The organism is Amycolatopsis sp. NPDC049868 (assembly GCF_044461365.1).
In the GTDB taxonomy this organism is placed as follows: Bacteria; Actinomycetota; Actinomycetes; order Mycobacteriales; family Pseudonocardiaceae; genus Amycolatopsis.
On the sequence record NZ_JBITKV010000014.1, the window covers coordinates 185,690 to 207,036 of the forward strand.

Sequence of the window (21,347 nt, forward strand, 5' to 3'; positions counted from 1 at the left end):
TCCCATGTGGGTCGACGAGAGCGGCGGCACGGACACCGAGTCGGGCTCCACCGAAGCAGTCACCGTCCACGTTGACGGCGAGGAGTACCAGGCCGAGCTCAACTACGACCTCGACAAGGACGGCGTGAACGACGCCGCGGTCATCCAGCACGAGGACGGCACCGGTCAGGCGTTCGTCGACACCGACGGCGACGGCGAGGCCGACCAGTACGCGGTGCTCGACGAGAACGGCAAGGTCGTCCAGGAAGCCGTCTACGACGAGGCGTCCGGGTCCTGGGTCGAAGCGGGTGGCGGCGGCAACGACGACGGTTCCGACGCGGGCACCAGCGGCTCCATGCACGCCGACATGCCCAGCGGCGACGTCGAGGTCGGCCCGCCGACCGTCGACACCAACAACGATGGGACCCCGGACACCGCCATCGTCCACACGGAGGACGGCCGCACGATCGCCTTCACCGACAAGGACGGCGACGGCAGCGCGGATATCGCGGTGGAGACCGACGCTTCCGGCAACTCCAAGACCTACGAGCACACCGGCCCCGGCCAGTGGACCGAGGTCGGCAGTGGCCTGGTCAGCAACGACATCGACTCGGCCTTCACGAGCGCTCCGGCGGCCGAAGGCAACACGGCAGCCGACCCGGCGGGCGACGCCGCGTGGGGCGGTGGGGGCACCGAAACACTCGAAGGAGTGGCGAAGATCGATTCCGCCACCGGTCAGTGGATCAGCCCGAACTAAATCCTGAAATGGCCTGGACCAATACAAGAATGGTTTAGTCCATTCGGTAGGCCGATTAATGTAATCCTGGTCACAGGAAAACCCGGTACGAGACCTCGTGCCGGGTTTTCTCATGTCCGATTCGTCCGGCGCCTGTGCCATCGATCACCGGAAGAATTTTTGCGTATGGCCCATTCCGGTGATACTGAATCGATTCCCTTATCGTTCTTGTGAGAGAACCGACAGGTCAGCTCTCGGTTACCTGCCGGTCATCCGGCTACTCTCGGGGAATCCCAAAACCTGCACGCCGGTCTTCCCGCCGGTGTGCGAAGCCATTCGGTCGCCGGCATCGAAGCCCGCATCGGAACAGCGTCGTTCCCGGTGTGGGCTTCTGCCGTCGGAAGTCAGGAGTAGAGATGACCGCAGTCGCCATCCCCGGACTGGAAAATGCGCCGACGACGCACAGTGGCGTGCTGTCCTGGGTCCGGGAGGTCGCCGAACTGACCACTCCGGACCGTGTGGTGTGGGTCGACGGGTCCGACGAAGAGGCCGCCCGGATCAACGCCGAGCTGGTCTCCGCCGGCACGTTCGTGCAGCTCGACGCGAAGCCCAACTCGTACTGGGCGGCTTCCGACCCGAATGACGTCGCCCGCGTCGAAGAGCGCACCTTCATCTGTTCGGAGAACGAAGAGGACGCCGGTCCCACCAACAACTGGATGGACCCGGCCGAGATGAAGGCCACGATGACCGAGCTGTACCGCGGATGCATGCGCGGTCGCACGATGTACGTGATCCCCTTCTGCATGGGCCCCCTCGGAGCCGAGGACCCCAAGCTCGGCATCGAGATCACCGACTTCGCCTACGTCGTCGCCTCCATGCGCGTGATGACCCGCGCCGGCAAGGCCGCGCTGGACAAGTTCATCACCGAGGACGGCACCGAGCGCGAGTTCGTCCCGGCCCTGCACTCCGTCGGCGCGCCGCTGGAGCCGGGTCAGGAGGACGTCTCCTGGCCGTGCAACACCACCAAGTACATCTCGCACTTCCCCGAGACCCGCGAGATCTGGAGCTACGGCTCCGGCTACGGCGGCAACTCGCTCCTCGGCAAGAAGTGCTACTCGCTGCGCATCGGCTCGGTCATCGCCCGTGACGAGGGCTGGCTGGCCGAGCACATGCTGATCCTCAAGCTGATCTCGCCCGAGGACAAGGTCCACTACGTCGCGGCAGCGTTCCCGAGCGCCTGCGGCAAGACCAACCTCGCCATGCTGCAGCCGACCATCCCCGGCTGGCGCGCCGAGACCCTCGGTGACGACATCGCGTGGATGCGGTTCGGCGAGGACGGCCGCCTGTACGCGGTCAACCCCGAGTTCGGCTTCTTCGGCGTCGCGCCGGGCACCGACTGGCACACCAACCCCAACGCGATGCGCACCATCGAAAAGGGCAACACGGTCTACACGAACGTCGCGCTCACCGACGACGGCGACATCTGGTGGGAGGGCATGGGCGACAAGCCCGAGCACGCCACCTCCTGGAAGAAGCAGGACTGGACGCCGGAGTCGGAAGAAAAGGCCGCGCACCCGAACTCGCGCTACTGCACCCCGATGTCGCAGTGCCCGATCCTCGCGCCCGAGTGGGACGACCCGCAGGGCGTGCCGATCTCGGCGATCCTGTTCGGTGGCCGCCGCAAGACCACGGTCCCGCTGGTGAACGAGGCCCGCGACTGGCAGCACGGCGTGTTCATGGGCGCCACCATGTCGTCGGAGACCACCGCGGCCGCCGCCGGCGCGGTCGGCAACGTGCGCCGCGACCCGATGGCCATGCTGCCGTTCCTCGGCTACCACGCCGGTGACTACTTCAAGCACTGGCTGGACCTCGGCAAGAACGCCGACGCGAACAAGCTGCCGAAGATCTTCTACGTCAACTGGTTCCGCCGTGGCGACGACGGCCGTTTCCTGTGGCCGGGCTTCGGCGAGAACTCGCGGATCCTGAAGTGGGTCATCGACCGCGTCGAGGGCAAGGGCAACGCGAACGAGACCCCGGTCGGCTTCGTGCCGAACGCCGAGGACCTCGACACCGACGGCCTCAAGGAGCCGCTGGCCGACATCCAGGCCGCGCTGGACGTCTCCGCCGAGGAGTGGCGCCAGGAGCTGCCGCTCATCGAGGAGTGGTTCGAGAAGATCGGCGACAAGGTCCCGTCGTCGCTGCGTGACGAACTGGACGCGCTCAAGCAGCGTCTCGGCTGATCGTCGTAACACCTGAGAAGGCCTCATCCTCGGAGTCATTCCCGAGGATGAGGCCTTCTTCTTTCGCGCTCGGTACCGTGGCCGCATGGTCAAATTCGGCGTCAACATGGTCGTCCCGGAAAGCCGTGCCGCGTGGGTCGAAAAGTGCCGCAAGGCCGAGGACCTCGGCTTCGACGTGATCGGCGCGGCCGACCACCTCGGCATGGCACCGCCGTTCCCGGCCCTCGTGCTCGCCGCCGAGGTGACGAATCGCCCTCGGCTCAACACCTTCGTCATCAACACCGCCTTCTACAACCCGGTGCTGCTGGCCCGCGACGTCACCGGCACTGACCAGTTCACCGAGGGCAGGCTGGAGCTCGGCCTGGGGGCCGGTTACGTGAAGGCCGAATTCGAAGCGGCGGGAATGGATTTCCCGCGTGCCGGCAAACGCGTGGACCATCTCGAAAACACCATCAAAGTGCTGAAAAGGCTCTATTCCGACGAAGACCACAAACCGCCGACGGTGCAGAAACCGGGACCGCCGCTGATGATCGCCGGTCGCGGCGACAGGCTCCTCACCCTCGCCGCCGAACACGCCGACATCATCGGCTTCACCGGCACGGCGGCCGTTCCCGACGGGGGCGCGCTCGCCGTCGAAGACGCGGCCGGAATCGAAGAGCGGGTGAACTTCGTTCGCGGGAAACTGAACGGGCGCGCCGTCGAATTCAATATCCTCGCGCATTTCGTCGCCGTGGTCGAAGACCGGCGAAAGGGTCTGGAAAGCCTGCGAGAGCTGCTCGACGAGAAGCTCACCATCGATCAGCTCGCCGAACTTCCGACGGCCCTGGTCGGCACCCACGAGCAGATCGCGGAACAGATCCTGGCGCATCGCGAACGGTTCGGTTTCACCTACTTCACCGTGCTGGAGCACAACATGGACGCGCTCGCACCGGTGATCGAATCATTGCGCGGCAAATGATCGACGTACGCGGGCTCGGCGTCCAGGCCGGGGAGCACTGGTTGTTCGACGGCCTCGACTTCGAGGTCGAGGCGGGCGAATGCGCGGTCATCGTCGGCCCCAACGGGGTCGGGAAATCGACCCTGTTGCGGTGTCTGTACGGAACGCAGACCCCGCAACGGGGCCGGGTCGTCGTCGCGGGCGGGAAACCCGACGAACGCGATGTTTCCTTCCGGCGCAAGGTTTCCGTCCTGTTCGACGACTCCGATTTCTTCGCCGAGCTGACCCCGCTCCAGCATCTCGAACTGCTGGAGGGCTCGTTCGGCGCCGAACTCGGCGATTTCGACGCGCTGCTCGCGGACGCTGGGCTCGCCGAGCGGGCGAAGGTCACCGCGGGGAAGTTCTCGGCCGGGCAACGCCGTCGTCTGCTGCTCCTCGGCGCGACGGCGCGGCCGCACGACGTCCTGCTGCTCGACGAGCCGGAGCGGGCGCTCGACGTCGCGGGCAAGGAATGGCTGACGTCGTTGATCAAGCGGTCGACCTCCGCCGGAGCCGCCGTCGTCGTGGCCACGCACCATCCGCCGCTGCTCGAAGCGGCCGATTCCACGCTAGAGCTGTGGTGACCACGAAGGCGCCCACGCATGTGCCCGGACGGCAGCGTTTCGGCGGACTGCTCAACGGCGACTATCAGAGCTTCCTGGCACTGTTCGGTTTCGGTGCGCTGTTCACCGCCTTCCAGAACCTGCCGAAGCTCCGCGATTTCCTTTTTGGACAGTCCGTTGTGGACTTTCCGGCGGTCTTCGGGCTGCTGGTCGTGCTCTGCGCGATGTTCTGGCGCGGCCTGCTGCGCCGTGGCTTCGTCTGGGCCGAGCCGGCGGCCCTGACATGGATGGACTTCGCCCGCGTCGACAGGCGCCGAGTCGTCGTGAAGCGGATGTGGACGCTCTGGGCCGGGCTGGTCCTGGTGGTCGGCTACACCGGGGCGCTGGTCACCGCGATCGGCGGCGGATCGAAGAACGTGTGGATCGCTGTGTCGGCGTTGACCGCCTCCGGTGCGATCCTGGCCGCCGTCACCGCGCGCCGGACGGCGATCCGCGGGGAAACGCTCGCACCGGTCGTGCTCGCGCTCGCCGGCCTGGCGGTCGCGGCCGCGGGCCTCGGCCCGGTCGCCGTCGAGGTGCTGGCCGGTGCCCTGTTCGTGGTGGCGGTCGCGGTGGGCTTCGGTGGCGAACCGATGTCCGGGGTCGGCCGTCAGGAACTCGTCGACGGCTGGAACGCTCGGCTCCTGCGGGCGATGGCCGCGGTCTTCATGGATCCCATGCTGCTGATCCCGGAGTCGAAGCCGGTGCCGTGGCTGTCGCTGCGGCGTCCGACGACGCTGCGGCTCGCGTGGGCAGGGGTGCTCGGCCGGACGCGCTACGCGGCGGCGAGTGTGGTGGTCGCGTGCCTGGCAGGCGTCGCGCACCTGGCCTTCCCGGCGATCCCCGCGGCGGCGCTGTTCGCGCTCGGCGCGTACGCGGCGCTCGTGCCGTTCGTCGGCGGGCTCGGCGAACTGTGGCGCAATCCCGGCCGCCGGCGGTGGCTCGGCGCGTCGGACTGGGAGCTGCGGCTGGTCAACGGGCTGGTGATCACCCTGCTCGGTCTCGCTTGGGGGATCCTGCTCGGCCTCGTGACGCTGATCCTCGGGGTGGTCCCGGCCTGGCCGGTGTGGCTCGCGATCCCGCTCGCGGTCTTCGCCGTGTTGCGGACGGCGACCCGGCCACCGATGAACTACGACGTCAGCGGCGGGGCGGCCGGACTGCAGGCTTTGCGCGGCGTCGACGTGCTCGTCGTCGGTGCCGTTTTGCTCAGCGTGATCGCCTGAGGTCACCCGTTCCCGCGTTCGGATCATTCGGATACTCCGAACGCGGGTTACCCTCGATGCGACGAAAGGAGCACGAGTGGGCGGCGGGCACGCACCGGGAAAGAGGCGGCGGGCGACCAGCGAGTTCCCCGTGGGCTGGACCGACGAGCAGATCATCGCGGTGATCAAGGACGTCGCGAACGATCCGAGCGAACCCCGCCTCAGACTGCACAACGGCCGCTGGCGCTGCGCCGGCGAACGGTACGGCGTGCATCTGATCGTGCTGGTCGAAGACAACGGCCACGTCAAGACGGGCTATCCGGTGGCGGGCCCCGGCGTGGTCCGCAATCCCGACGCCGCCGCCGACCCGGCGAACCCGACCGTCGCCGACCTCGCCGCCGGCCGGATCAGCTTCTTCGGCGACAGCCTGCTCGACCAGATCGGCGACCGGATCGCGCCGGACGTCCTGGCCTTCTACCGCACGCTGCACTGGTCGGGCGAATGGGAAGAGCTGGCGGACGTCCTCGTCGCGCACGCGCTGAACGAGAACCTGCACCTCGGCGTGGACGAGTACGCCACCCTGGAAAGCCTGCTGAACAGCTTCGACCTGCCGATCGACGGCTTCCTCTACCTGAACGACCGGGCTCACGCCCTGGCCGCCCTGCGCCCCTAACTCGCCTCGGCGACCTCTTCGGCGCCGCCCTCGGCGGCCGAACGCAGCGCGTCCAGCGGCAGTGCGACGGCGTCCGCGATCGCCATCACGGTGAAGAAGGCGGGCGTCGGGATCCGGCCGGTCTCGATCTTCCGGAGCGTCTCCACCGAGATCCCGGCCTCCGCCGCGACCTCGACCATGCTCCGCGACGACGCCGCGCGCGCGTCCCGGAGCGCCAGCCCCAGCCGCTCGCCGCGTTCGCGTTCCTCGTCCGTCAACGGCACTCGCACCATGGAGCCAATACTAATACCGCTCACGTGCCGAGTTACCCCCAGCCTGTGGACAACTCTGTGCACAGGTCGTGGACAACCCGAAGAAAAGGGCCCCGCCGAGCCGAAACTCGACGGGGCCACAATCCCTAGTGGCTTCAGGCGCCCGCGGGCACCGGAAGTGGGAGTCCGGGGAGGCTCTGGTCGTTCGGCACCTTGCCGTCGACGAGGAAGTCCTCCACGACCTTGTCCACACCCACGTTGCCGCCGGCGTAGATACCGTGGTCACCTTCACCGGTCACGGTGATCATCCGCGAACCGGCGAACGCGCGGTGCGCACGGGTCGCGCCCTCGATCGGGGTCGCCGGGTCGTTCACCGACTGGACGATCAGCACCGGCGGGACGCCGCGGCCGTCGAGCTTCGGCAGGTCGACCGGCTTGTTCTTCCAGAAGATGCACGGCTGGATCAGCCAGCCGGCGCCGAGCAGCGGCAGATCGCGGTCGATCAGCTTCTGCGACTGGCGGATGACGCTCTGCCGGTTGCCGGTCCATTTGCCCTCGTTGCAGGGGATGGTCCAGAAGCTGGCGTTGTAGGAGTCGCCGTCGGTCGGGACGAACAGCGGCTGCGGGCCGATGACGCCGTCACCGTCGACGGTCTCGGCCTTGACCTTCTGCGCGGCCGTGGTCTTCTGCTGCTGGGTCGAGGTGCCCTCGGTCAGCGTCTTCAGGTTGACCAGGTAGTCGGCCAGCGCCGGGAAGTTGCGCTTCGAGTAGAGGTACCCCGCGATGGTCGAGTCGAGGGCGTTGGCCGAAACCGGGACGCCGTCCACCTCGACCGGGTTCTGGGTCAGCGCGAAGCGGACCTTCTCGTAGGTCTGGCGAGCGTCTTCACCGGTCTTGCCGAAGCCATAGACCTTGTCGTACTTGCCGATCCACGGCAGGAAGTCCTGACGCCAGCGGCGCTCGAAGCCGAGCGGCTGCCCGTCGAACGAGTTCTGCCAGGTGGTGGTGAACTCGGTCGAGGAGTCGAGCAGGAAGCGGCCGGTCCGGGTGGGGAACTGCTGCGCGTAGTGCGCGCCCATCCAGGTGCCCGCCGAGTAGCCGACCCAGTTGATCTTGTCGCGGCCCAGGAGGACGCGCAGCAGGTCGATGTCGCGGATGGTCTGGGCGGTGTTGATGAGCGGGCCCAGCTCGCCGGACTTCACCTGGCAGGAGTCCGCCGCGTACTTGGTGGCGTCCAGGATCAGGTTGAGGTTCGCCCGGCTGCGGTCGCGCGGGTCCAGGTCGGAGCCGGTGCCGATCGCGTTGCCGCAGGTGATGTTGGTGCTCTTGCCGGTGCCGCGCGGGTCGAGACCGATGATCTCCTGGTTCGCGCGGAGCTTCGTCTGGTTACGCAGACGGGCCGGGAAGTTACGGCCCGGAGCGCCGGGGCCACCCGGGTTCGTGATGACACTGGCCGTCGCTTTGCCGCTGGTGGCGGCGAGGCGGCTGACGGCGATCGTCAGGTCGATGGCCTCGTTCGTCTTGTACCAGTTACGCGGCGCGCGGTAGGTCGCACACTCGATGTTCTCGGCCCCCGGAGGCGGCGCGGACGGCAGCTCGCCGGCGGTGCACTTGTGCCAGTCCAGCTTCTGGTCCGCGTACTTCGCCGGAATGTTGGTGGAGTTCAGCGGCTGCTGTCCGGCAGCCTCCGGCCCTGCGAACGCAGGCGTGAACCCGGCCAGCATGGTGCCGGCGACAGCCGGGATCACCACCGCATAGCGGAGTTTCTTCATCCGATGCCCCTTTGATCTTGCGTGCGAAGTTCCTGTTCGCGACTTGCGGCTATTGATATCCGCCGGGGACTCCGACGGCAACCGCCCTTCGTCGTATGAGGCTTCACTGATCAAATCGATATCCGGCACGCGTGACCCGGGCGGGTGAGAGGTTCTAGGGTCATCGGGTCCATCCGGGGGTACGGGAACGTTAGGTGAGGTCCGATGGCGTCAGGTAAGGCAGGCGGGAAGGTGAAGGGCTTTCAGTTCAGCCCCTGGAACCTCCTGTTGATCATCCCGTTGCTGGTGCTGATCACGTCCTTGTTCAATTCGGACGGTCCCCGGCTGTTCGGGATGCCGTTCTTCTACTGGTTCCAATTCGCGTTCGTGGCGGTCGGCGTCCTGTGCACCTGGATCGTCTACGTGATGACCAAGGACAAGCCGACCAGTGAGCGTCCCGACCGGTTGTCCGTGGACGAGCTCGACGAGGGGGACGTCAAGTGACCAACATCCAATGGCCCGAGCTGATCATCTTCACGATCCTCTTCGCGGTGGTCACGGTGCTCGGCTTCGTAGCGTCGCGCTGGAAGGCCGGCAACACCCTCGACCACCTGGACGAATGGGGTCTCGGCGGCCGCAAGTTCGGTTCGTGGATCACCTGGTTCCTGCTCGGCGGTGACCTCTACACGGCTTACACGTTCGTGGCCGTCCCCGCGCTGATGTTCAGCGCCGGCGCGATGGGCCTGTTCGCGCTGCCGTACACGATCATCGTCTACCCGATCGTGTTGATGCCGGCGCTGCGCATGTGGTCGGTCTCGCGTGTCCGCGGCTACGTCACGCCCGCCGACTTCGTCCGCGGCCGGTTCGGTTCGCCGACGCTGGCGCTGCTGATCGCGATCACCGGCATCGTCGCGACGATGCCGTACATCGCGCTGCAGCTCGTCGGCCTCGAAGCGGTCCTGCGGACCATGGGCATCAACGGCTCCGGCATCGTCGGTCACCTGCCGCTGTTGGTCGCCTTCGTCATCCTGGCGGTCTACACCTACCAGTCGGGCCTTCGCGCGCCCGCGCTGATCGCGTTCGTCAAGGACATCCTGATCTACCTCGTGATCATCGTGGCGATCATCTACCTGCCCTCGAAGCTCGGCGGCTGGTCGGCGATCTTCGACGCGGCCGACGCGAAGTTCGACAAGACGCAGTCCCCGTCGGACGGCATCCTGCTCAACGGGAACAACCAGTTGCAGTACGCCACGCTGGCGCTCGGTTCCGCGCTCGCGTTGTTCCTGTACCCGCACTCGCTCACCAGCGTGCTCGCTTCGCGCGGCCGCAGCGTGATCAAGCGGAACATGGTCGCGCTCCCGGCGTACTCGCTGGTGCTGGGCCTGCTGGCGCTGCTCGGCTACGTCGCGATCAGCGCGTCGGTCTCGCCGATCACCAACAACGCCACCGGCAAACCCGACACGAACACCGTCGTCCCGGTGCTGTTCGACACGCAGTTCTCGTCGTGGTTCGCCGGGATCGCGTTCGCCGCGATCGGCATCGGCGCGCTGGTTCCCGCGGCGATCATGTCGATCGCGGCGGCCAACCTGTGGACCCGCAACATCTACAAGGAGTACATCAAGAAGAACGCGACGCCGGGCCAGGAGGCGAAGCAGGCCAAGCTCGCTTCGCTGATCGTGAAGTTCGGCGCGGTGGCGTTCATCCTGTTCATCGACCCGCAGTTCTCGATCGACCTGCAGCTCATCGGCGGTGTGCTGATCCTGCAGACGCTGCCCGCGGTGGCGATCTCGCTCTACACGCGGTGGTTCCACCGCTGGGGCCTGATCGCCGGCTGGGTGGTCGGCATCGGCTGGGGCCTGATCATGCTCTACAACATCCCGAACCCGGCGACCGGGAAGGCGCATTTCGGTGGCTCGGCGCTGAAGCTGGGGGACCTGTCGATCTTCGGCTGGCACCCGTTCAGCGGCTCGCAGCTGCAGATCTACGTCGGGTTCGTGGCGCTGATCGCGAACCTGCTGATCGCCGTGATCTTCACGGTGATCGCGCGGCGGCTGAAGGTCTTCAACGGCACGGACGACACCGAGGCCGAGGACTACCACGCCGACGAACACGACAAGGATCTCCGCGAAATCGGCGTCCACTAGTCACTGATGATCGAAGGGGCCGCGTCCTGCCGGGACGCGGCCCTTTTCGTCGCCGCGGTCGCCGCCAGGTAGAGCACGAGACCGTTCAGCAGATGCCAGAGGAAGTGCGTTCCGGCGGGGAAGCTCCCGCAGACCGTGTGGTCGGCCGTGCGGAACGAAAGGGACACCCCGAAAACGCCCGCGGCGAGGGCGAACCTGCGGCGGTGTTCACCCCTGAGAATGACCGCGAAGACCACGAGCCCGAGCAAGGCCGAGAGGTACAGTCCGCCGCCCAGCGACGCGACGACGGCGGTGAAGGCGAGGAACACGGGGACGCCGAGCCACGAGAGCCCGCGGCGGACGCCGAAGAACAGATGCGGGAACACGGCGGCGTAGTACAGGACGAACACCAGGATGAAGCCGGTGTCGGCGGCCGCGGACCAGCGGGTGGCGAGCAGGTGGAAGGCCGTGCTGCCGAGGAACACCAGTCCGATCAGGACGGCGAAGACGCGGCCCTTCGGCTGCCGCCAGACCGCGATCGCCGCGATCAGGAACGCGAGATTGCTGAGACTGTTGAGTGGCTCGCCCCAGAGGCCGGGGGCGAGGCGTTCGCAGTAGCCGTCGACGTACGCCGTCCAGTTCACTCCCTCAGATAACCGTGCCTGCGTGAACTGGGGGTGTCTTCCGCGCCGGACGCCGGGACGTCGCGAAAGCCACTTTCGCGACGTCTGATGTCCCGAAAGTGGCTTTCGCGACGTGTCGCCCGCCGGATCTCCGAGTCCTGAAGGGCCCCTTCGAGACGCTCAATGTCCCCAAGGCCCCCTTTGAGACATCCACCCGAGTTGTCCACACCCACTCACCGTTGTGGACAACTCGGTCCCCGTCACCGCCGGAACCCACCCCGCGTCACCCCCTCCCGATACGCTGGTGCGGGGCGCGCCCCCCTGGGAGCGGTGGGGGGTGGGGTACGCGCGGCGAGGCCAAAACTGCTGTTCAAGGGGTGGTGGAGCAGGCCGACAGGCGCCGGGTGAGGAAGCGGCGTCGCGGTTCCGTGCAGGGCAGCGCGAGCGCTCGCCGGTAGTGGTCCGCGGCTCGCCCGGGGTCGCCGGCGCGCAGCCACAGCGCGCCGAGGACGGCGGGCAGCAGGGTGTAGTCCGGCAGGTCGGCCTCGACGGCTTCGAGTTCGGCGATCCCGGCCGCCGCACCGTCCACCATCGAAAGCGCGATAGCGCGATTCAGCCGCGCCACCGGCGACGGCCGCAGCGTCAGCAGGTCGTCGTACAGGCCGACGATCCGGCGCCAGTCCGGCGACGAAGCCGTGCTGTGGCACAGCGCGATCGCCGCTTCGACGTGATACGCCGACATCTCCGGCCCGGCGCACGCCCGCTCGAACAGCCGCGTCCCCTCGGCGATCATCGCGTGATCCCAGCGGTCGCGGTCCTGCTCGTCGAGCAGCAGCAGGTCACCGTCCCGGTCGACCCGCGCGGGCAGCCTGCTCCCCTGCAACAGCATCAGCGCGACCAGCGCCCGCACCCTCGGCAGATCCGTCTTCGGCTCGGCCAGCAGCAGCCGCCCCAGCCGGATCGCCTCGCCGCACAGTTCGCCGCGCACCGCGACCTCGCCGGTCGTCGCGTCATAGCCCTCGTTGAACAGCAGATAGAGCACGGCCAGCACACTGTCCACTCTGGACTCCAGCGCGTCCGGCCCGGGAAGGGTGAGCGGCTTCCCCGATTCCCGCAGCCATTTCTTCGCCCGCACGAGCCGCTGCGCCACCGTCGCCGGTTTCGTCAGCAGTGCCGCCGCGATCTCGTTCACCCCGAGCCCGCCGACGGTCTTCAGCGTCAGCGCCACCTGCGAGACCGTCGGCAGCGCGGGATGACAGCACAGCAACATCAACACGAGTTCGTCGTCCGTACGCCGGTCGGCTTCGTGGCCGTTCAGCTCCACGAGCCGCGGCAGCAGCGCGCGCAAGGTCTGTTCGCGCCGGACGACGTCCATCGCCCGGTTCCGCGCGGCCCGGAACAGCCAGCCGCGCGGATTGTCCGGCACCCCGCTCTGCGGCCAGATGCGCAGCGCCTGTTCCAGCGCGTCGGCGACGGCCTCCTCGGCCAGGTCGAGGCGTTCGGGGCCGAGCGCCCTGGCCAGCGTGGCGACGATCCGTCCGGCACTGTGCCGGAACAGGTGCTCCACCACGCCGGCCGGGCGGCTCATGACGGCCTCAGTCCTCACAACCGCGTTCGCCGACCTTGCGCACCTCGATCGGCCCGAACCTCAGATGCGGATGCGTCGCGAAGATCTTCTCCGCCTGGTCGAGGTCCGCGGCCTCGATCACCTGGTAGCCGCCGACGATCTCGGTGGCTTCGGTGTGCGGCCCGTCGGTCGCGCCGACGTCGCCGCCGGTGCCGCGCAGCACCCGGCCGCCTCGCGACAGCCCGCCGCCGCCGACGAAACGGCCTTCCTTCGTGCGCTCGTCCGCCCAGGCGATGTAGCTCTCGAGCACGCGTTGTGCTTCGTCGGGGCCGAGGTGTTCATGCGAATCCGACTGGGACCGCAGGAAACCGACGTAGTGGGGCATGGTGTCCTCCTTGGGAATCGATGGCCCCTAGACGAACGAGCCCACGGCGAATCGACATCAATAACGGAAGAGCCGGTCGTGCAGTTCACGCTGCCGCGCGAACCAGGCGCCCAGCCTCGTCCGGAGCCGCCGGCGTTTCAACACCTGCCGCACTTCGCGCACACAGGGCTCGTCGGACGCGAAGGACTTCCCGGTCAGGAGGACGGCGTAGTGGCCGTCCGGGCAGCGACCGGAAACGGAGATCATGCCCGGGGTCAGGTCGTCGACGAAATCGATCGAGCCGACCCCGACCACGGATCGCCGATCGCAGACGGGGCAGTAGACGACGAACACGTCACAGCTCCAGCCGCCAGGTCTGCCCGGTCAGCTCGTAACCGAAGCCCGTGATCGTCTCTTCGCTCGCCAGCTGGAAACCGGCCTTTTGGTAGATCGCCCGCGCCGCCTCCAGCAGCGAGACCGTCCAGAGCTCCATCGCCGGGTAGCCGGCCGCCCTCGCGAACTCGACGCACTCGGTGACCAGGCGTTTCCCGACGCCCCGTCCTCGCGCGGCCGGTTCGAGGAGCAACATCCGCAGCTTCGCGGTGATGCCGTCTTCGGCGGGCATGCAGAAGATGCTGCCGACGCGCTCCCCGTCGAGTTCGGCGATCCAGCCCGCTTGGCGCGGATCGCCGCGCCTGTCGACGTACTCCGCGACGACGCGGGCGACGAGTGCTTCGAAGCGTTCGTCCCAGCCGTACTCGCGGGAGTAGAGGGCGCCGTGACGGTGGACCACCCAGCCGAAGTCACCCGGCCGGGGTGGGCGCAGGACCAGCGTGGGGTCCGCGGCGCGCTCGCCGACCAGCGACGTGATCGTGTCCATGGCGCCGAGCAGCCGTTGCTGCTCGTCGTCACCGAACCGGCCGAGCAGCGAGCCGATCCGGCCCACCGACCGTTCGTCGAGGACGGCGAAGGCCTTGCGGCCGTTTTCGGTCAGGCGGACGATCTGACGGCGGGCGTCCTCGTCGCTGCGTTCACGGGTGAGCAGGCCGCGTCCTTCGAGCCTCGCGAGCAGCCTGCTCGCGTAACCGGCGTCGAGGTCGAGACGTTTGCGCAGGTCGGTGACCTGGGTCTGATCCTGCTGCGCGAGTTCGAAGATGACCCTGGCTTCGCTCAGGGAGTACTCGGCGTCGGCCGGTCCTTCGTCGAGGACGCCGATCACGCCGGTGTACAGGCGGTTGAAGGCCCGGACGGTCGCAACCCGGTCCACGGATCGATTCATTTGACCACCTCAACAGATTCGTTGACGAAGTCAAGTGTTACTCCGCGAAGCGGTGAAGGCAAGAAATCTTTCGGGGCTGGACATATGGAAACCCCGTGATGCTGCCAGGTCGGGGGTCCGCCAGCATCACGGGGTCGTAATGGGTATCGACGCCGCGTTCCGCGGCGTTACACCTCACGCACTATGTGTCGTAGGTCACTCGAACGGGCGACACCTACAACGGTTGTTGTCAGGTCAGCGCATGTGCGTGTGACGCGCCTGGGAGATAGCGATGAGCTCCTGACGAACGGTCGCGGTGGCCGCGGTGTCGATCGCCCGGTTCAGCGCCCGGCGAGTGCGAGCCTCGGCGCGACGGGCACGGAGCTTGGCGGCGATGTTGTTCATCGGTTTTTGTCATCCCCTTGGGAGTAGGTCTTGCGTCTTCGTGGCTGTGCTCCTAGTATGCACCCTTTTTCACAAGGAAGCCAACGATTATCCGGTGACTTGGCACACCTGCCGATGAATCATCGGCAACCAGAGCGGAAATCCGGAGAGATTTGGTGTCGCCGGTCACTTCTTGGTAACGCTGGAGGTGTCTAGCGTTTGCGCTATACGACGGAAGAGGGTGCGATGAAGCGACAGTAGGGGCCTCTATCGCTTTCTAGCGCTGAGGCGATAAAGCAGGAGAGAGGCTTAGTCCCGGCCGAGCAGGTAGTGGCCGAAGTGCGGGACGGTGAAGGCGATGTGCCCGCGCTCGGCGGAGTACACCAGGCCCTTCTTCATCAGGCTGTCCCGCGCCGGTGACAGCGATGAAGGCTTCCGCCCCAGGTAGACGGCCACATCGGCGGTCCCGGCGGACTCGTCCCGGCCCTGGGTCAGCTCGGCCATCGCAAGCAGGTACTCGCGTTCCGCGGGCGTCGCGCGTTCGTAGCGGGAACCGAAGAAGCCGACCGCGAGTTCCGATTCGGCCTCCGGGGCGGCGACCTGGACGTCCTTCACGGTGATGGGATCCGCCGGCGCGGCGTCCCAGGCGGCCTTGCCGTAGGCCTGGATGAAGTACGGATAGCCGCCGGACGCGTCGAACAGGGCGTCCAGTGCCTCCGGTTCGATACCCGCGTCCTCGCGTTCGATCGGTGCCATCACCGCGAGGTCGGCGTCTTCGCGCTCCAGCCTGTCTATGCGTGCGTAGCGGAAGAGGCGTTCCGAGTACGACTTCGAAGCCGAAAGCACGGCGGGCACGTGCGGCAGTCCCGCGCCGACCACGACCAGCGGCGCTCCGGACTGCGAGAGTTCGTGGCAGGCGGCGCAGAGCGCGGAAACGTCCTCCGGCAGCAGATCCTGGATCTCGTCGATCAGCAGCGCGACCCCGGTGCCGACGTCGGCCGCCAGCTCGGCGACCTCGGTGAACAGTTCGACCAGGTCGATCTCGATGTCGCCGGAATCGGCGCGGCCCTGTGCGGCGGGCACGTCGATGCCGGGTTGCCAGCGGTCACGGAGCTTCGCGTCCGGCTTGTTGGCGCGCAGCGCGAACGCCTTGAGCACGCCGAGCACCTGCTCGACCCGGTCCGGCGCGCGATGGCGCACCGCGAGATCGCGGATCGCGCGATGCAACGCGGCCGAGAGCGGTCGCCGCAGTTCGGTGTCCGGGCGGGCTTCGATCTTGCCCGCGCCCCAGCCGTGCTTGATGGCCCTCGAGCGCAGCTCGCCCAGCAAAACGGTCTTCCCCACGCCGCGCAGACCGGTCAGCATCAGGCTGCGTTCGGGTCTCCCCCGCGCGACCCGTTCGAGCACGACCTCGAAGGCCTGGAGCTCGCGGACGCGACCTGCCAGCTCGGGCGGCCGTTGACCGGCACCCGGGGCGAAGGGGTTGCGGATGGGATCCACTCTCACACGCTATCGGCGTTTCTAGCGTCGACCCGATATTCCGCCATAGAGGGATAGGCGTGTCGCGGTAAATGCGGCCGAGCGGTCTCCCCAAGGGCGCTCTGCGCCCGGCGGAGACTTCACCGTCGCGCGCCTCGTTTGGGCCGAAGGCCCACGGAGACGGTTTGCGGGGCGGCTGCTTCGTCCACCAGAGGCTTTATCCGGTCTCCGCCCCGCGGGGCGTCTTCGTCAGCGCGCGACAGATGAACAGGGACGGGTCTGCAGCCCCGTCCCTCGTTCTTACTCACTCAGGTTGCGTTCCGCGTAGATCTTCATCGCGTCACGGATGTACTCCGCGGTGCCCGAGCCGTACTTCTCGTCGTACTGCCCGTAGCGCGGGTCGTCGACGTACAGCTGGCCGAGACCGGCGAAGTAGCCCTTCGAGACGGCTCGCACCGCCGGTCGGAGCCATTCGTACAGCCGCCGCGTGATCGCCTGGGCCTCGTCACCGTCGGCGGGCAGGCCCTGCGCGCGGGCCTCGCCGAACGCGGCCGCGATGTCCTTCTGCTCCTGCTGGTGCGCCTTCCTGTCCTCGGCGCTCAGCGACTTCCACCACCGGTCACCCTGCTTGTAGGCGTCGGCGCCCCAGCGCTCGGTGACCTCCTTTTCGTACTTCGTGTGGTCGAAGCCGTCGAATACTTCCGTTGCCATCAGTTGTTCACCTCTTTCCGTCTTCTTCAAGGTCGTTTTGACCGATTCGATCTGCCGCCCGAGCCGCTGTCGCTCCTGCTCCAGCCACTTCAGGTGCGTGCGTAGCGCCGCCGTCGTGTCCTGCTCCCCTTCGAGGACTTCGCCGATCGCGGGCAGGCTCAGCCCGAGTTCGCGAAGCAGCAGGATCCGTTGCAGCCGCACCAGCGCGTCCTGGTCGTAGTAGCGGTATCCGTTGCTCCCCACCCGGCTCGGTTCGAGCAGCCCGATGTCGCCGTAGTGGCGCAGCGTGCGGCTCGTGGTCCCGGCCGAGCGGGCGATGTCCTGGATCGACCACTCCGTCTCGTTCGGCATGTCCACGAAGGTAGAGGTTGACGTTGCGTCAAAGTCAATCGAAGTTCACCCGACCGTGGCATGGTTCACGGATGAAGACATTCGCGCTGGTCATCGCCGCTGCGCTGACCTTGACGACGGCCGGGGTCGCCGACGCGCAGCCGCGTCGCGCCTTCGACATCCAGGCTCACCGCGGCGGGCTCGGCCTCACGGTCGAGAGCACGCTCGCGTCGTTCGGCAAGGCGATGGAGCTGGGGGTGACCACGCTCGAACTCGACCTCCAGATCACCAAGGACGGTCGCGAGGTGATCACCCACGACCGCAAGACGACGCCCGCGAAGTGCCGTGACACCGCGCCCGCGACGCCTGGCGACCCGGCATACCCGTACGTCGGTAAATACGTGAAGGACCTGACGTTCGCGCAGGTCCGCACGCTCGACTGCGGTTCGATCCGGCTGCCCGCCCACCCCGGTCAGACGCTCTCCCCCGGTGCCAAGATGCCGACGCTCGCCGAGCTGTTCCAGCTCGCCAGGGAGCACCACGCGTGGGGCATCAAATTCAACATCGAGACCAAGGTCGAGGCCGCCGCGCCGCACGAGACGGCGCCGCGTGAGCAGTTCGTCCAGCGGGCGGTGCGCGAGATCCTGCGCGGCGGGTTCGCGCGCAACGTCACCGTCCAGAGCTTCGACTGGGGCGCGCTGATGCGGCTTCGCGAGGTGGCGCCCTGGATTCCGGCTGTCGCGCTGACCCAGCCCGAGTTCCTGCAGGTCGGGCAGCCGGGCAAGTCGCCGTGGCTCGGCGGTCTCGACATCGACGACTTCGGCGGCAGCCCGGTCCGCGCGGTGAAATCGTTCGGCGCGAGCGCCCTCTCGCCGGTGCACGGCAACCCGCAGGGCGGCAAGGTCGGCGACCCCGACTACCGGCCGTTCACCACGAAGGCGCTGGTCACCGAGGCGCACCAAGCGGGGATCAAGGTCGTGCCCTGGACGATCGACGACCCGGCCACCATGCACAAGCTCATCGACGACGGCGTCGACGGCATCATCACCGACTATCCGGACCGGCTGCGGCAGGTCGCGGCCGATCGCGGCTTCAAGCTGCCGAAGGCGTATCGGGCGCGCTAGTGAAATCTAGCGCTGTCTAGCGCCAGACAAATATTCCGGGATACACCGTTAGCGCGGTTCGGCGCGGTGGCGGGCGGGAAGACTGGGGATAGGTTGGTTTCCCGGGTCCGGATCCAGAAAGGTTTACGACCGTGATTCTCCGTCGCGTCGCACGTCCGCTTCTCGCCGCGATCTTCATCTCCGGCGGGATCGGCGCGCTGAGGGACACCCAGGGGCACGCCAAAGCCGCGGAACCGTTCCTCACCGAGTCCTTCGACAAGCTGGAGGGCGTGGTACCGGAATCGGTGCCGCGCGACCCCGCCACCCTCGTCCGGATCGACGCCGTGGTGAAGGTCGGCGCCGGGGTCGCGCTCGCCGCGGGCAAGGCGCCGCGCCTGGCCTCGCTGCTGCTGCTCGGCAGCCTCGTCCCGACCACGCTGGCGGCGCACCGGTTCTGGGAGATCAAGGAACCGGCCGAGCGTCAGCAGCAGCAGATCCAGTTCATCAAGAACGCCGGCCTCGCCGGTGGCCTGTTGCTCGCCGCCGCCGACACCGCCGGCAAGCCGTCGCTCGGCTGGCGCGCAAAGCGGGCCGCCTCCAAGACGGAGAAGCGCGCCGAGAAGCTGGCGAAGAAGGCCGAGAAGGCCATCTCGAAGTAGCTCGGCCTCAGCGAAATGTCATGAACGACCCTTTCCTGACGAAAAACGTCAGGAAAGGGTCGTTCATGACATTCGCGAGATGCGGCCTCACCCGGTGAAGGCCTCGATGTCCTCCATCTCGACGACGGTGCGGACCTCGACCTCGATCTCGTCGAACAGCGCCGCGTAGGTCTCCGCGAACGCGACGGCCTCCGCCAGATCCTTGGCGTTGATCAGGGCGAACCCGCCGATGACCTCCTTGGCCTCGGTGAACGGGCCGTCGGTCGCGGTGATCTTGCCGCTGCGGACCTTGCGGACCTTCGTGCCCCGCTCGGAGGGGTGCACGCCCTCCGCCGTGATGAGGATGCCCTTCTCGAACGAGTCCTCGATGAAGGCGCCCATCTTCTCGATGAACTCCTTGCTGGGGTTCCAGGCCTCCGGGGCGCTCTCGTCCAGCCGGTGCATCATCAGAAACCGCATCGTCGCTCCTCAGTGTCTTGGCGGGGCTGTTTCTACCCCGCCTTCACCGACGCGTCGAGCGGCTCGACGGCGGTTCGACATTTCGTTCAAAAAAGGCTTCTACCGGCTCGCGACCTTCTTGTACTGGGCCGTCGCCAGCGGCGCGAAGATCGCGATGATGGCGATGCAGCACAGGATCGCGTACAGCGACGCGTGCTCGGCAGGCCAGCCCGTCGGGGGCGCGCCGAAGCGGTTCCCGAACAGGTCGCGGGCCGAGTTGATCACCGCGGTGAACGGGTTCCAGTCGGCGATCGTCTTCAGCACGCCCGGGAGCTTGTCCGCCGGGACGAACGCCGTCGAGATGAAGCTCAACGGGAACATCCACATCAGCCCGGCGCTCTGCGCCACCTCGACACTGCGCGCGACGAGGCCGATCCAGGCGCCGACCCAGGACAGCGCCCAGGCGAACATCAGCATCACCAGGTAGCCGAGCACGGCGTCGAGGAAGCTGCCGCGGATCCGCCAGCCGACCAGCAGCCCGCACAGGGACATGACGACCAGCGCGACCACGCTGATCACCAGGTCGGACGTCGTCCGGCCGAAGATCACCGCGAGCCGCGAGATCGGCAGCGAACGGAACCTGTCGATGATGCCCTTCTGCAGGTCGTTCGCGAACCCGATCACGGTGAACGCCGAGTTGAACGCGACCGTCTGCGCGAAGATGCCGGCGATCAGGAACTCGCGATACGCGAGCCCGCCCGCCTCCCCGCCGATCGCGTCGCCGAAGACGTAGGCGAACAGCAGCACGAACATGATCGGCTGCAGCGTCGCCGCCATCAGCCAGTCCGGGTTGCGCTGGACGTTCTTCAGGTTCCGCCAGGTGATCACGCCACCGTCGGAAAAGGCCTTCGCGACCGCGCTCACTTTTTCTCCCCCTCGTCCGCGGCGTGCCCCGTCAGCGAAAGGAAGACGTCGTCGAGCGTCGGCCGGTGCAGCGCGACGTCCTGGACGGCGACGCCGTGGCCGTCCAGCCGCCGTAGTGCCTCGATCAGCGCCTTCGGTCCGCCCTCGACCAGGACGTCGACCTTGCGGGTGTGCTCGTCGACCGACGGCGTGCCCGAACCGACCTCGGTCAGCACCTGGGTGGTGATGGCGAGATCGCTCGTGTTCGCCACGACCAGTTCCAGCCGCTCGCCGCCGATCTCCTGTTTGAGCTCGTCGGCCGTGCCGCGTGCGATGACCTTCCCCTTGTCGATCACCACGATCGAGTCGGCGAGCTGATCGGCCTCCTCCAGATACTGCGTGGTCAGCAGCACCGTGGTGCCGTCGGCGACGAGTTCCTTGATGACCTCCCAGGTGTCGATCCGGCCGCGCGGATCGAGCCCGGTGGTCGGTTCGTCGAGGATCACCACGGTCGGCTCGGCGACCAGCGCACCCGCCAGGTCGAGCCGTCGCCGCATGCCGCCGGAGTACGTCTTGGCGGGCCGGTCGGCCGCGTCCTCCAGCCGGAACCGGGTGAGCAGCTCGCGCGCCCTGGACTTCGCCGCGGCCTTCTTGCTCCCGTACAGCCTGCCGACCATGTACAGGTTCTCGAAGCCGGTGAGGTTCTCGTCCACGGCGGCGTACTGCCCGGACAGCCCGATCGACCGCCGGACGGCGTCGGGCTGGGCCAGCACGTCGTGCCCGGCCACCTCCGCCTCGCCCGAATCCGGGCGGAGCAGCGTGGTCAGGATGCGGACCGTCGTCGTTTTGCCGGCGCCGTTCGGCCCCAGCAGTCCCAGCACCTTGCCCGTCGGGATCGACAGATCGACCCCGTCGAGCGCGCGGGTGGAACCGTAGGTCTTGACCAGCGCTTTCGCCTGAACTGCGAACATGCGGTCAAACTAGACCCCGGCACC

23 protein-coding genes are annotated in these 21,347 nt (G+C 67.6%); 10 read left to right on the forward strand and 13 right to left on the reverse strand.

All coding sequences use genetic code 11. The features are described 5' to 3' along the window. Positions 1-4: 4 nt before the first annotated feature. From ACIBTM_RS38975 to ACIBTM_RS39000, 6 genes are all read left to right on the forward strand, one after another. Positions 5-736: a hypothetical protein gene (locus ACIBTM_RS38975; protein WP_395882150.1), complete on the forward strand. Its 732-nt coding sequence runs from the start codon at positions 5-7 to the stop codon at positions 734-736. Positions 737-1,131: 395 nt separating this feature from the next. Next, positions 1,132-2,955 (forward strand): phosphoenolpyruvate carboxykinase (GTP), encoded by a 1,824-nt coding sequence (locus ACIBTM_RS38980; RefSeq protein ID WP_395882151.1) that lies wholly within the window; start codon positions 1,132-1,134, stop codon positions 2,953-2,955. Between the two features lie 85 nt (positions 2,956-3,040). Then, entirely contained in the window at positions 3,041-3,913 is an 873-nt protein-coding gene (locus ACIBTM_RS38985; RefSeq protein ID WP_395882152.1) for an LLM class F420-dependent oxidoreductase, read from the forward strand. Beyond that, positions 3,910-4,515: an ATP-binding cassette domain-containing protein gene (locus ACIBTM_RS38990; RefSeq protein ID WP_395882153.1), complete on the forward strand. Its 606-nt coding sequence runs from the start codon at positions 3,910-3,912 to the stop codon at positions 4,513-4,515. The genes ACIBTM_RS38985 and ACIBTM_RS38990 overlap by 4 nt, the downstream gene beginning before the upstream one ends. Continuing rightward, positions 4,509-5,756, forward strand: a complete 1,248-nt coding sequence (locus ACIBTM_RS38995) for a hypothetical protein (RefSeq protein WP_395882154.1) — start codon at positions 4,509-4,511, stop codon at positions 5,754-5,756. Before ACIBTM_RS38990 ends, ACIBTM_RS38995 begins: the two co-directional genes overlap by 7 nt. 76 nt (positions 5,757-5,832) lie before the next feature. Continuing rightward, complete coding sequence (locus ACIBTM_RS39000) at positions 5,833-6,408, forward strand: EndoU domain-containing protein (protein WP_395882155.1); 576 nt, start codon at positions 5,833-5,835, stop codon at positions 6,406-6,408. Here ACIBTM_RS39000 and ACIBTM_RS39005 read toward each other — a convergent pair. Continuing rightward, positions 6,405-6,680 (reverse strand): helix-turn-helix domain-containing protein, encoded by a 276-nt coding sequence (locus tag ACIBTM_RS39005; protein WP_016338237.1) that lies wholly within the window; start codon positions 6,678-6,680, stop codon positions 6,405-6,407. The genes ACIBTM_RS39000 and ACIBTM_RS39005 overlap by 4 nt on opposite strands. A 134-nt stretch (positions 6,681-6,814) precedes the next feature. Further along, entirely contained in the window at positions 6,815-8,431 is a 1,617-nt protein-coding gene (locus ACIBTM_RS39010) for an alpha/beta hydrolase (RefSeq protein WP_395882156.1), read from the reverse strand. A 204-nt stretch (positions 8,432-8,635) separates the two neighbouring features. On the opposite strand from ACIBTM_RS39010, the gene ACIBTM_RS39015 reads away from it, so the two are divergent. Both ACIBTM_RS39015 and mctP read left to right on the forward strand, forming a co-directional pair. Next, on the forward strand, positions 8,636-8,914 hold the full coding sequence (locus ACIBTM_RS39015; protein WP_395882157.1) for a DUF3311 domain-containing protein: 279 nt from the start codon (positions 8,636-8,638) through the stop codon (positions 8,912-8,914). Further along, positions 8,911-10,554 carry a monocarboxylate uptake permease MctP gene (mctP, locus tag ACIBTM_RS39020; protein WP_395882158.1) on the forward strand — a complete coding sequence of 548 codons (1,644 nt, stop codon included), beginning with the start codon at positions 8,911-8,913 and terminating at the stop codon, positions 10,552-10,554. Before ACIBTM_RS39015 ends, mctP begins: the two co-directional genes overlap by 4 nt. On the opposite strand, the gene ACIBTM_RS39025 is transcribed toward mctP, so the two are convergent. From ACIBTM_RS39025 to ACIBTM_RS39060, 8 genes are all read right to left on the reverse strand, one after another. Beyond that, positions 10,551-11,177, reverse strand: coding sequence for a hypothetical protein (locus ACIBTM_RS39025; RefSeq protein WP_395882159.1), 627 nt, complete (start codon positions 11,175-11,177; stop codon positions 10,551-10,553). The genes mctP and ACIBTM_RS39025 overlap by 4 nt on opposite strands. Positions 11,178-11,526: 349 nt before the next feature. After that, positions 11,527-12,744, reverse strand: a complete 1,218-nt coding sequence (locus ACIBTM_RS39030) for an RNA polymerase sigma factor (RefSeq protein ID WP_395882160.1) — start codon at positions 12,742-12,744, stop codon at positions 11,527-11,529. A 7-nt stretch (positions 12,745-12,751) separates the two neighbouring features. Continuing rightward, positions 12,752-13,108, reverse strand: coding sequence for a YciI family protein (locus tag ACIBTM_RS39035; protein ID WP_395882161.1), 357 nt, complete (start codon positions 13,106-13,108; stop codon positions 12,752-12,754). A gap of 57 nt (positions 13,109-13,165) precedes the next feature. Further along, positions 13,166-13,441, reverse strand: a complete 276-nt coding sequence (locus tag ACIBTM_RS39040) for a hypothetical protein (RefSeq protein ID WP_395882162.1) — start codon at positions 13,439-13,441, stop codon at positions 13,166-13,168. 1 nt (position 13,442) lies between these two features. Then, complete coding sequence (locus ACIBTM_RS39045) at positions 13,443-14,366, reverse strand: GNAT family N-acetyltransferase (RefSeq protein ID WP_395882163.1); 924 nt, start codon at positions 14,364-14,366, stop codon at positions 13,443-13,445. A gap of 234 nt (positions 14,367-14,600) precedes the next feature. Beyond that, positions 14,601-14,750, reverse strand: a complete 150-nt coding sequence (locus ACIBTM_RS39050) for a hypothetical protein (RefSeq protein WP_007032374.1) — start codon at positions 14,748-14,750, stop codon at positions 14,601-14,603. Between the two features lie 288 nt (positions 14,751-15,038). Then, positions 15,039-16,229 (reverse strand): ATP-binding protein, encoded by a 1,191-nt coding sequence (locus ACIBTM_RS39055; RefSeq protein ID WP_007032375.1) that lies wholly within the window; start codon positions 16,227-16,229, stop codon positions 15,039-15,041. 279 nt (positions 16,230-16,508) lie between these two features. Beyond that, a complete protein-coding gene (locus tag ACIBTM_RS39060) occupies positions 16,509-17,270 on the reverse strand; it encodes a MerR family transcriptional regulator (protein ID WP_395882164.1) in 762 nt (253 codons plus the stop codon). Between the two features lie 71 nt (positions 17,271-17,341). On the opposite strand from ACIBTM_RS39060, the gene ACIBTM_RS39065 reads away from it, so the two are divergent. Together ACIBTM_RS39065 and ACIBTM_RS39070 are read left to right on the forward strand one after the other, a co-directional pair. Further along, complete coding sequence (locus tag ACIBTM_RS39065) at positions 17,342-18,373, forward strand: glycerophosphodiester phosphodiesterase family protein (RefSeq protein ID WP_395882165.1); 1,032 nt, start codon at positions 17,342-17,344, stop codon at positions 18,371-18,373. Between the two features lie 131 nt (positions 18,374-18,504). After that, positions 18,505-19,011, forward strand: coding sequence for a DoxX family membrane protein (locus ACIBTM_RS39070; RefSeq protein ID WP_395882166.1), 507 nt, complete (start codon positions 18,505-18,507; stop codon positions 19,009-19,011). An 87-nt stretch (positions 19,012-19,098) separates the two neighbouring features. Here ACIBTM_RS39070 and ACIBTM_RS39075 read toward each other — a convergent pair whose 3' ends face one another. The 3 genes from ACIBTM_RS39075 to ACIBTM_RS39085 all read right to left on the reverse strand — a co-directional run bounded on the left by ACIBTM_RS39075 (position 19,099) and on the right by ACIBTM_RS39085 (position 21,323). Then, positions 19,099-19,470 carry a YciI family protein gene (locus ACIBTM_RS39075; RefSeq protein ID WP_395882167.1) on the reverse strand — a complete coding sequence of 124 codons (372 nt, stop codon included), beginning with the start codon at positions 19,468-19,470 and terminating at the stop codon, positions 19,099-19,101. Positions 19,471-19,569: 99 nt separating this feature from the next. Next, complete coding sequence (locus tag ACIBTM_RS39080) at positions 19,570-20,373, reverse strand: ABC transporter permease (protein WP_395882168.1); 804 nt, start codon at positions 20,371-20,373, stop codon at positions 19,570-19,572. Continuing rightward, the gene (locus ACIBTM_RS39085) at positions 20,370-21,323 is read right to left on the reverse strand and encodes an ATP-binding cassette domain-containing protein (RefSeq protein WP_395882169.1); all 954 of its coding nucleotides are present in this window, start codon (positions 21,321-21,323) and stop codon (positions 20,370-20,372) included. Before ACIBTM_RS39085 ends, ACIBTM_RS39080 begins: the two co-directional genes overlap by 4 nt. Positions 21,324-21,347: the final 24 nt, after the last annotated feature.

Coding starts and splice junctions, on each gene's coding strand:
- ACIBTM_RS39015 (WP_395882157.1), top strand. CDS start 8,636: ATGGCGTCAGGTAAGGCAGGCGGGAAGGTGAAGGGCTTTCAGTTCAGC.
- ACIBTM_RS39065 (WP_395882165.1), top strand. CDS start 17,342: ATGAAGACATTCGCGCTGGTCATCGCCGCTGCGCTGACCTTGACGACG.
- ACIBTM_RS38990 (WP_395882153.1), top strand. CDS start 3,910: ATGATCGACGTACGCGGGCTCGGCGTCCAGGCCGGGGAGCACTGGTTG.
- ACIBTM_RS38980 (WP_395882151.1), top strand. CDS start 1,132: ATGACCGCAGTCGCCATCCCCGGACTGGAAAATGCGCCGACGACGCAC.
- ACIBTM_RS39060 (WP_395882164.1), bottom strand. CDS start 17,270: ATGCCGAACGAGACGGAGTGGTCGATCCAGGACATCGCCCGCTCGGCC.
- ACIBTM_RS39050 (WP_007032374.1), bottom strand. CDS start 14,750: ATGAACAACATCGCCGCCAAGCTCCGTGCCCGTCGCGCCGAGGCTCGC.
- ACIBTM_RS38985 (WP_395882152.1), top strand. CDS start 3,041: ATGGTCAAATTCGGCGTCAACATGGTCGTCCCGGAAAGCCGTGCCGCG.
- ACIBTM_RS39010 (WP_395882156.1), bottom strand. CDS start 8,431: ATGAAGAAACTCCGCTATGCGGTGGTGATCCCGGCTGTCGCCGGCACC.
- ACIBTM_RS39085 (WP_395882169.1), bottom strand. CDS start 21,323: ATGTTCGCAGTTCAGGCGAAAGCGCTGGTCAAGACCTACGGTTCCACC.
- ACIBTM_RS39075 (WP_395882167.1), bottom strand. CDS start 19,470: ATGCGGTTTCTGATGATGCACCGGCTGGACGAGAGCGCCCCGGAGGCC.
- ACIBTM_RS39005 (WP_016338237.1), bottom strand. CDS start 6,680: ATGGTGCGAGTGCCGTTGACGGACGAGGAACGCGAACGCGGCGAGCGG.
- ACIBTM_RS39030 (WP_395882160.1), bottom strand. CDS start 12,744: ATGAGCCGCCCGGCCGGCGTGGTGGAGCACCTGTTCCGGCACAGTGCC.
- ACIBTM_RS39045 (WP_395882163.1), bottom strand. CDS start 14,366: ATGAATCGATCCGTGGACCGGGTTGCGACCGTCCGGGCCTTCAACCGC.
- ACIBTM_RS39035 (WP_395882161.1), bottom strand. CDS start 13,108: ATGCCCCACTACGTCGGTTTCCTGCGGTCCCAGTCGGATTCGCATGAA.
- ACIBTM_RS38975 (WP_395882150.1), top strand. CDS start 5: ATGTGGGTCGACGAGAGCGGCGGCACGGACACCGAGTCGGGCTCCACC.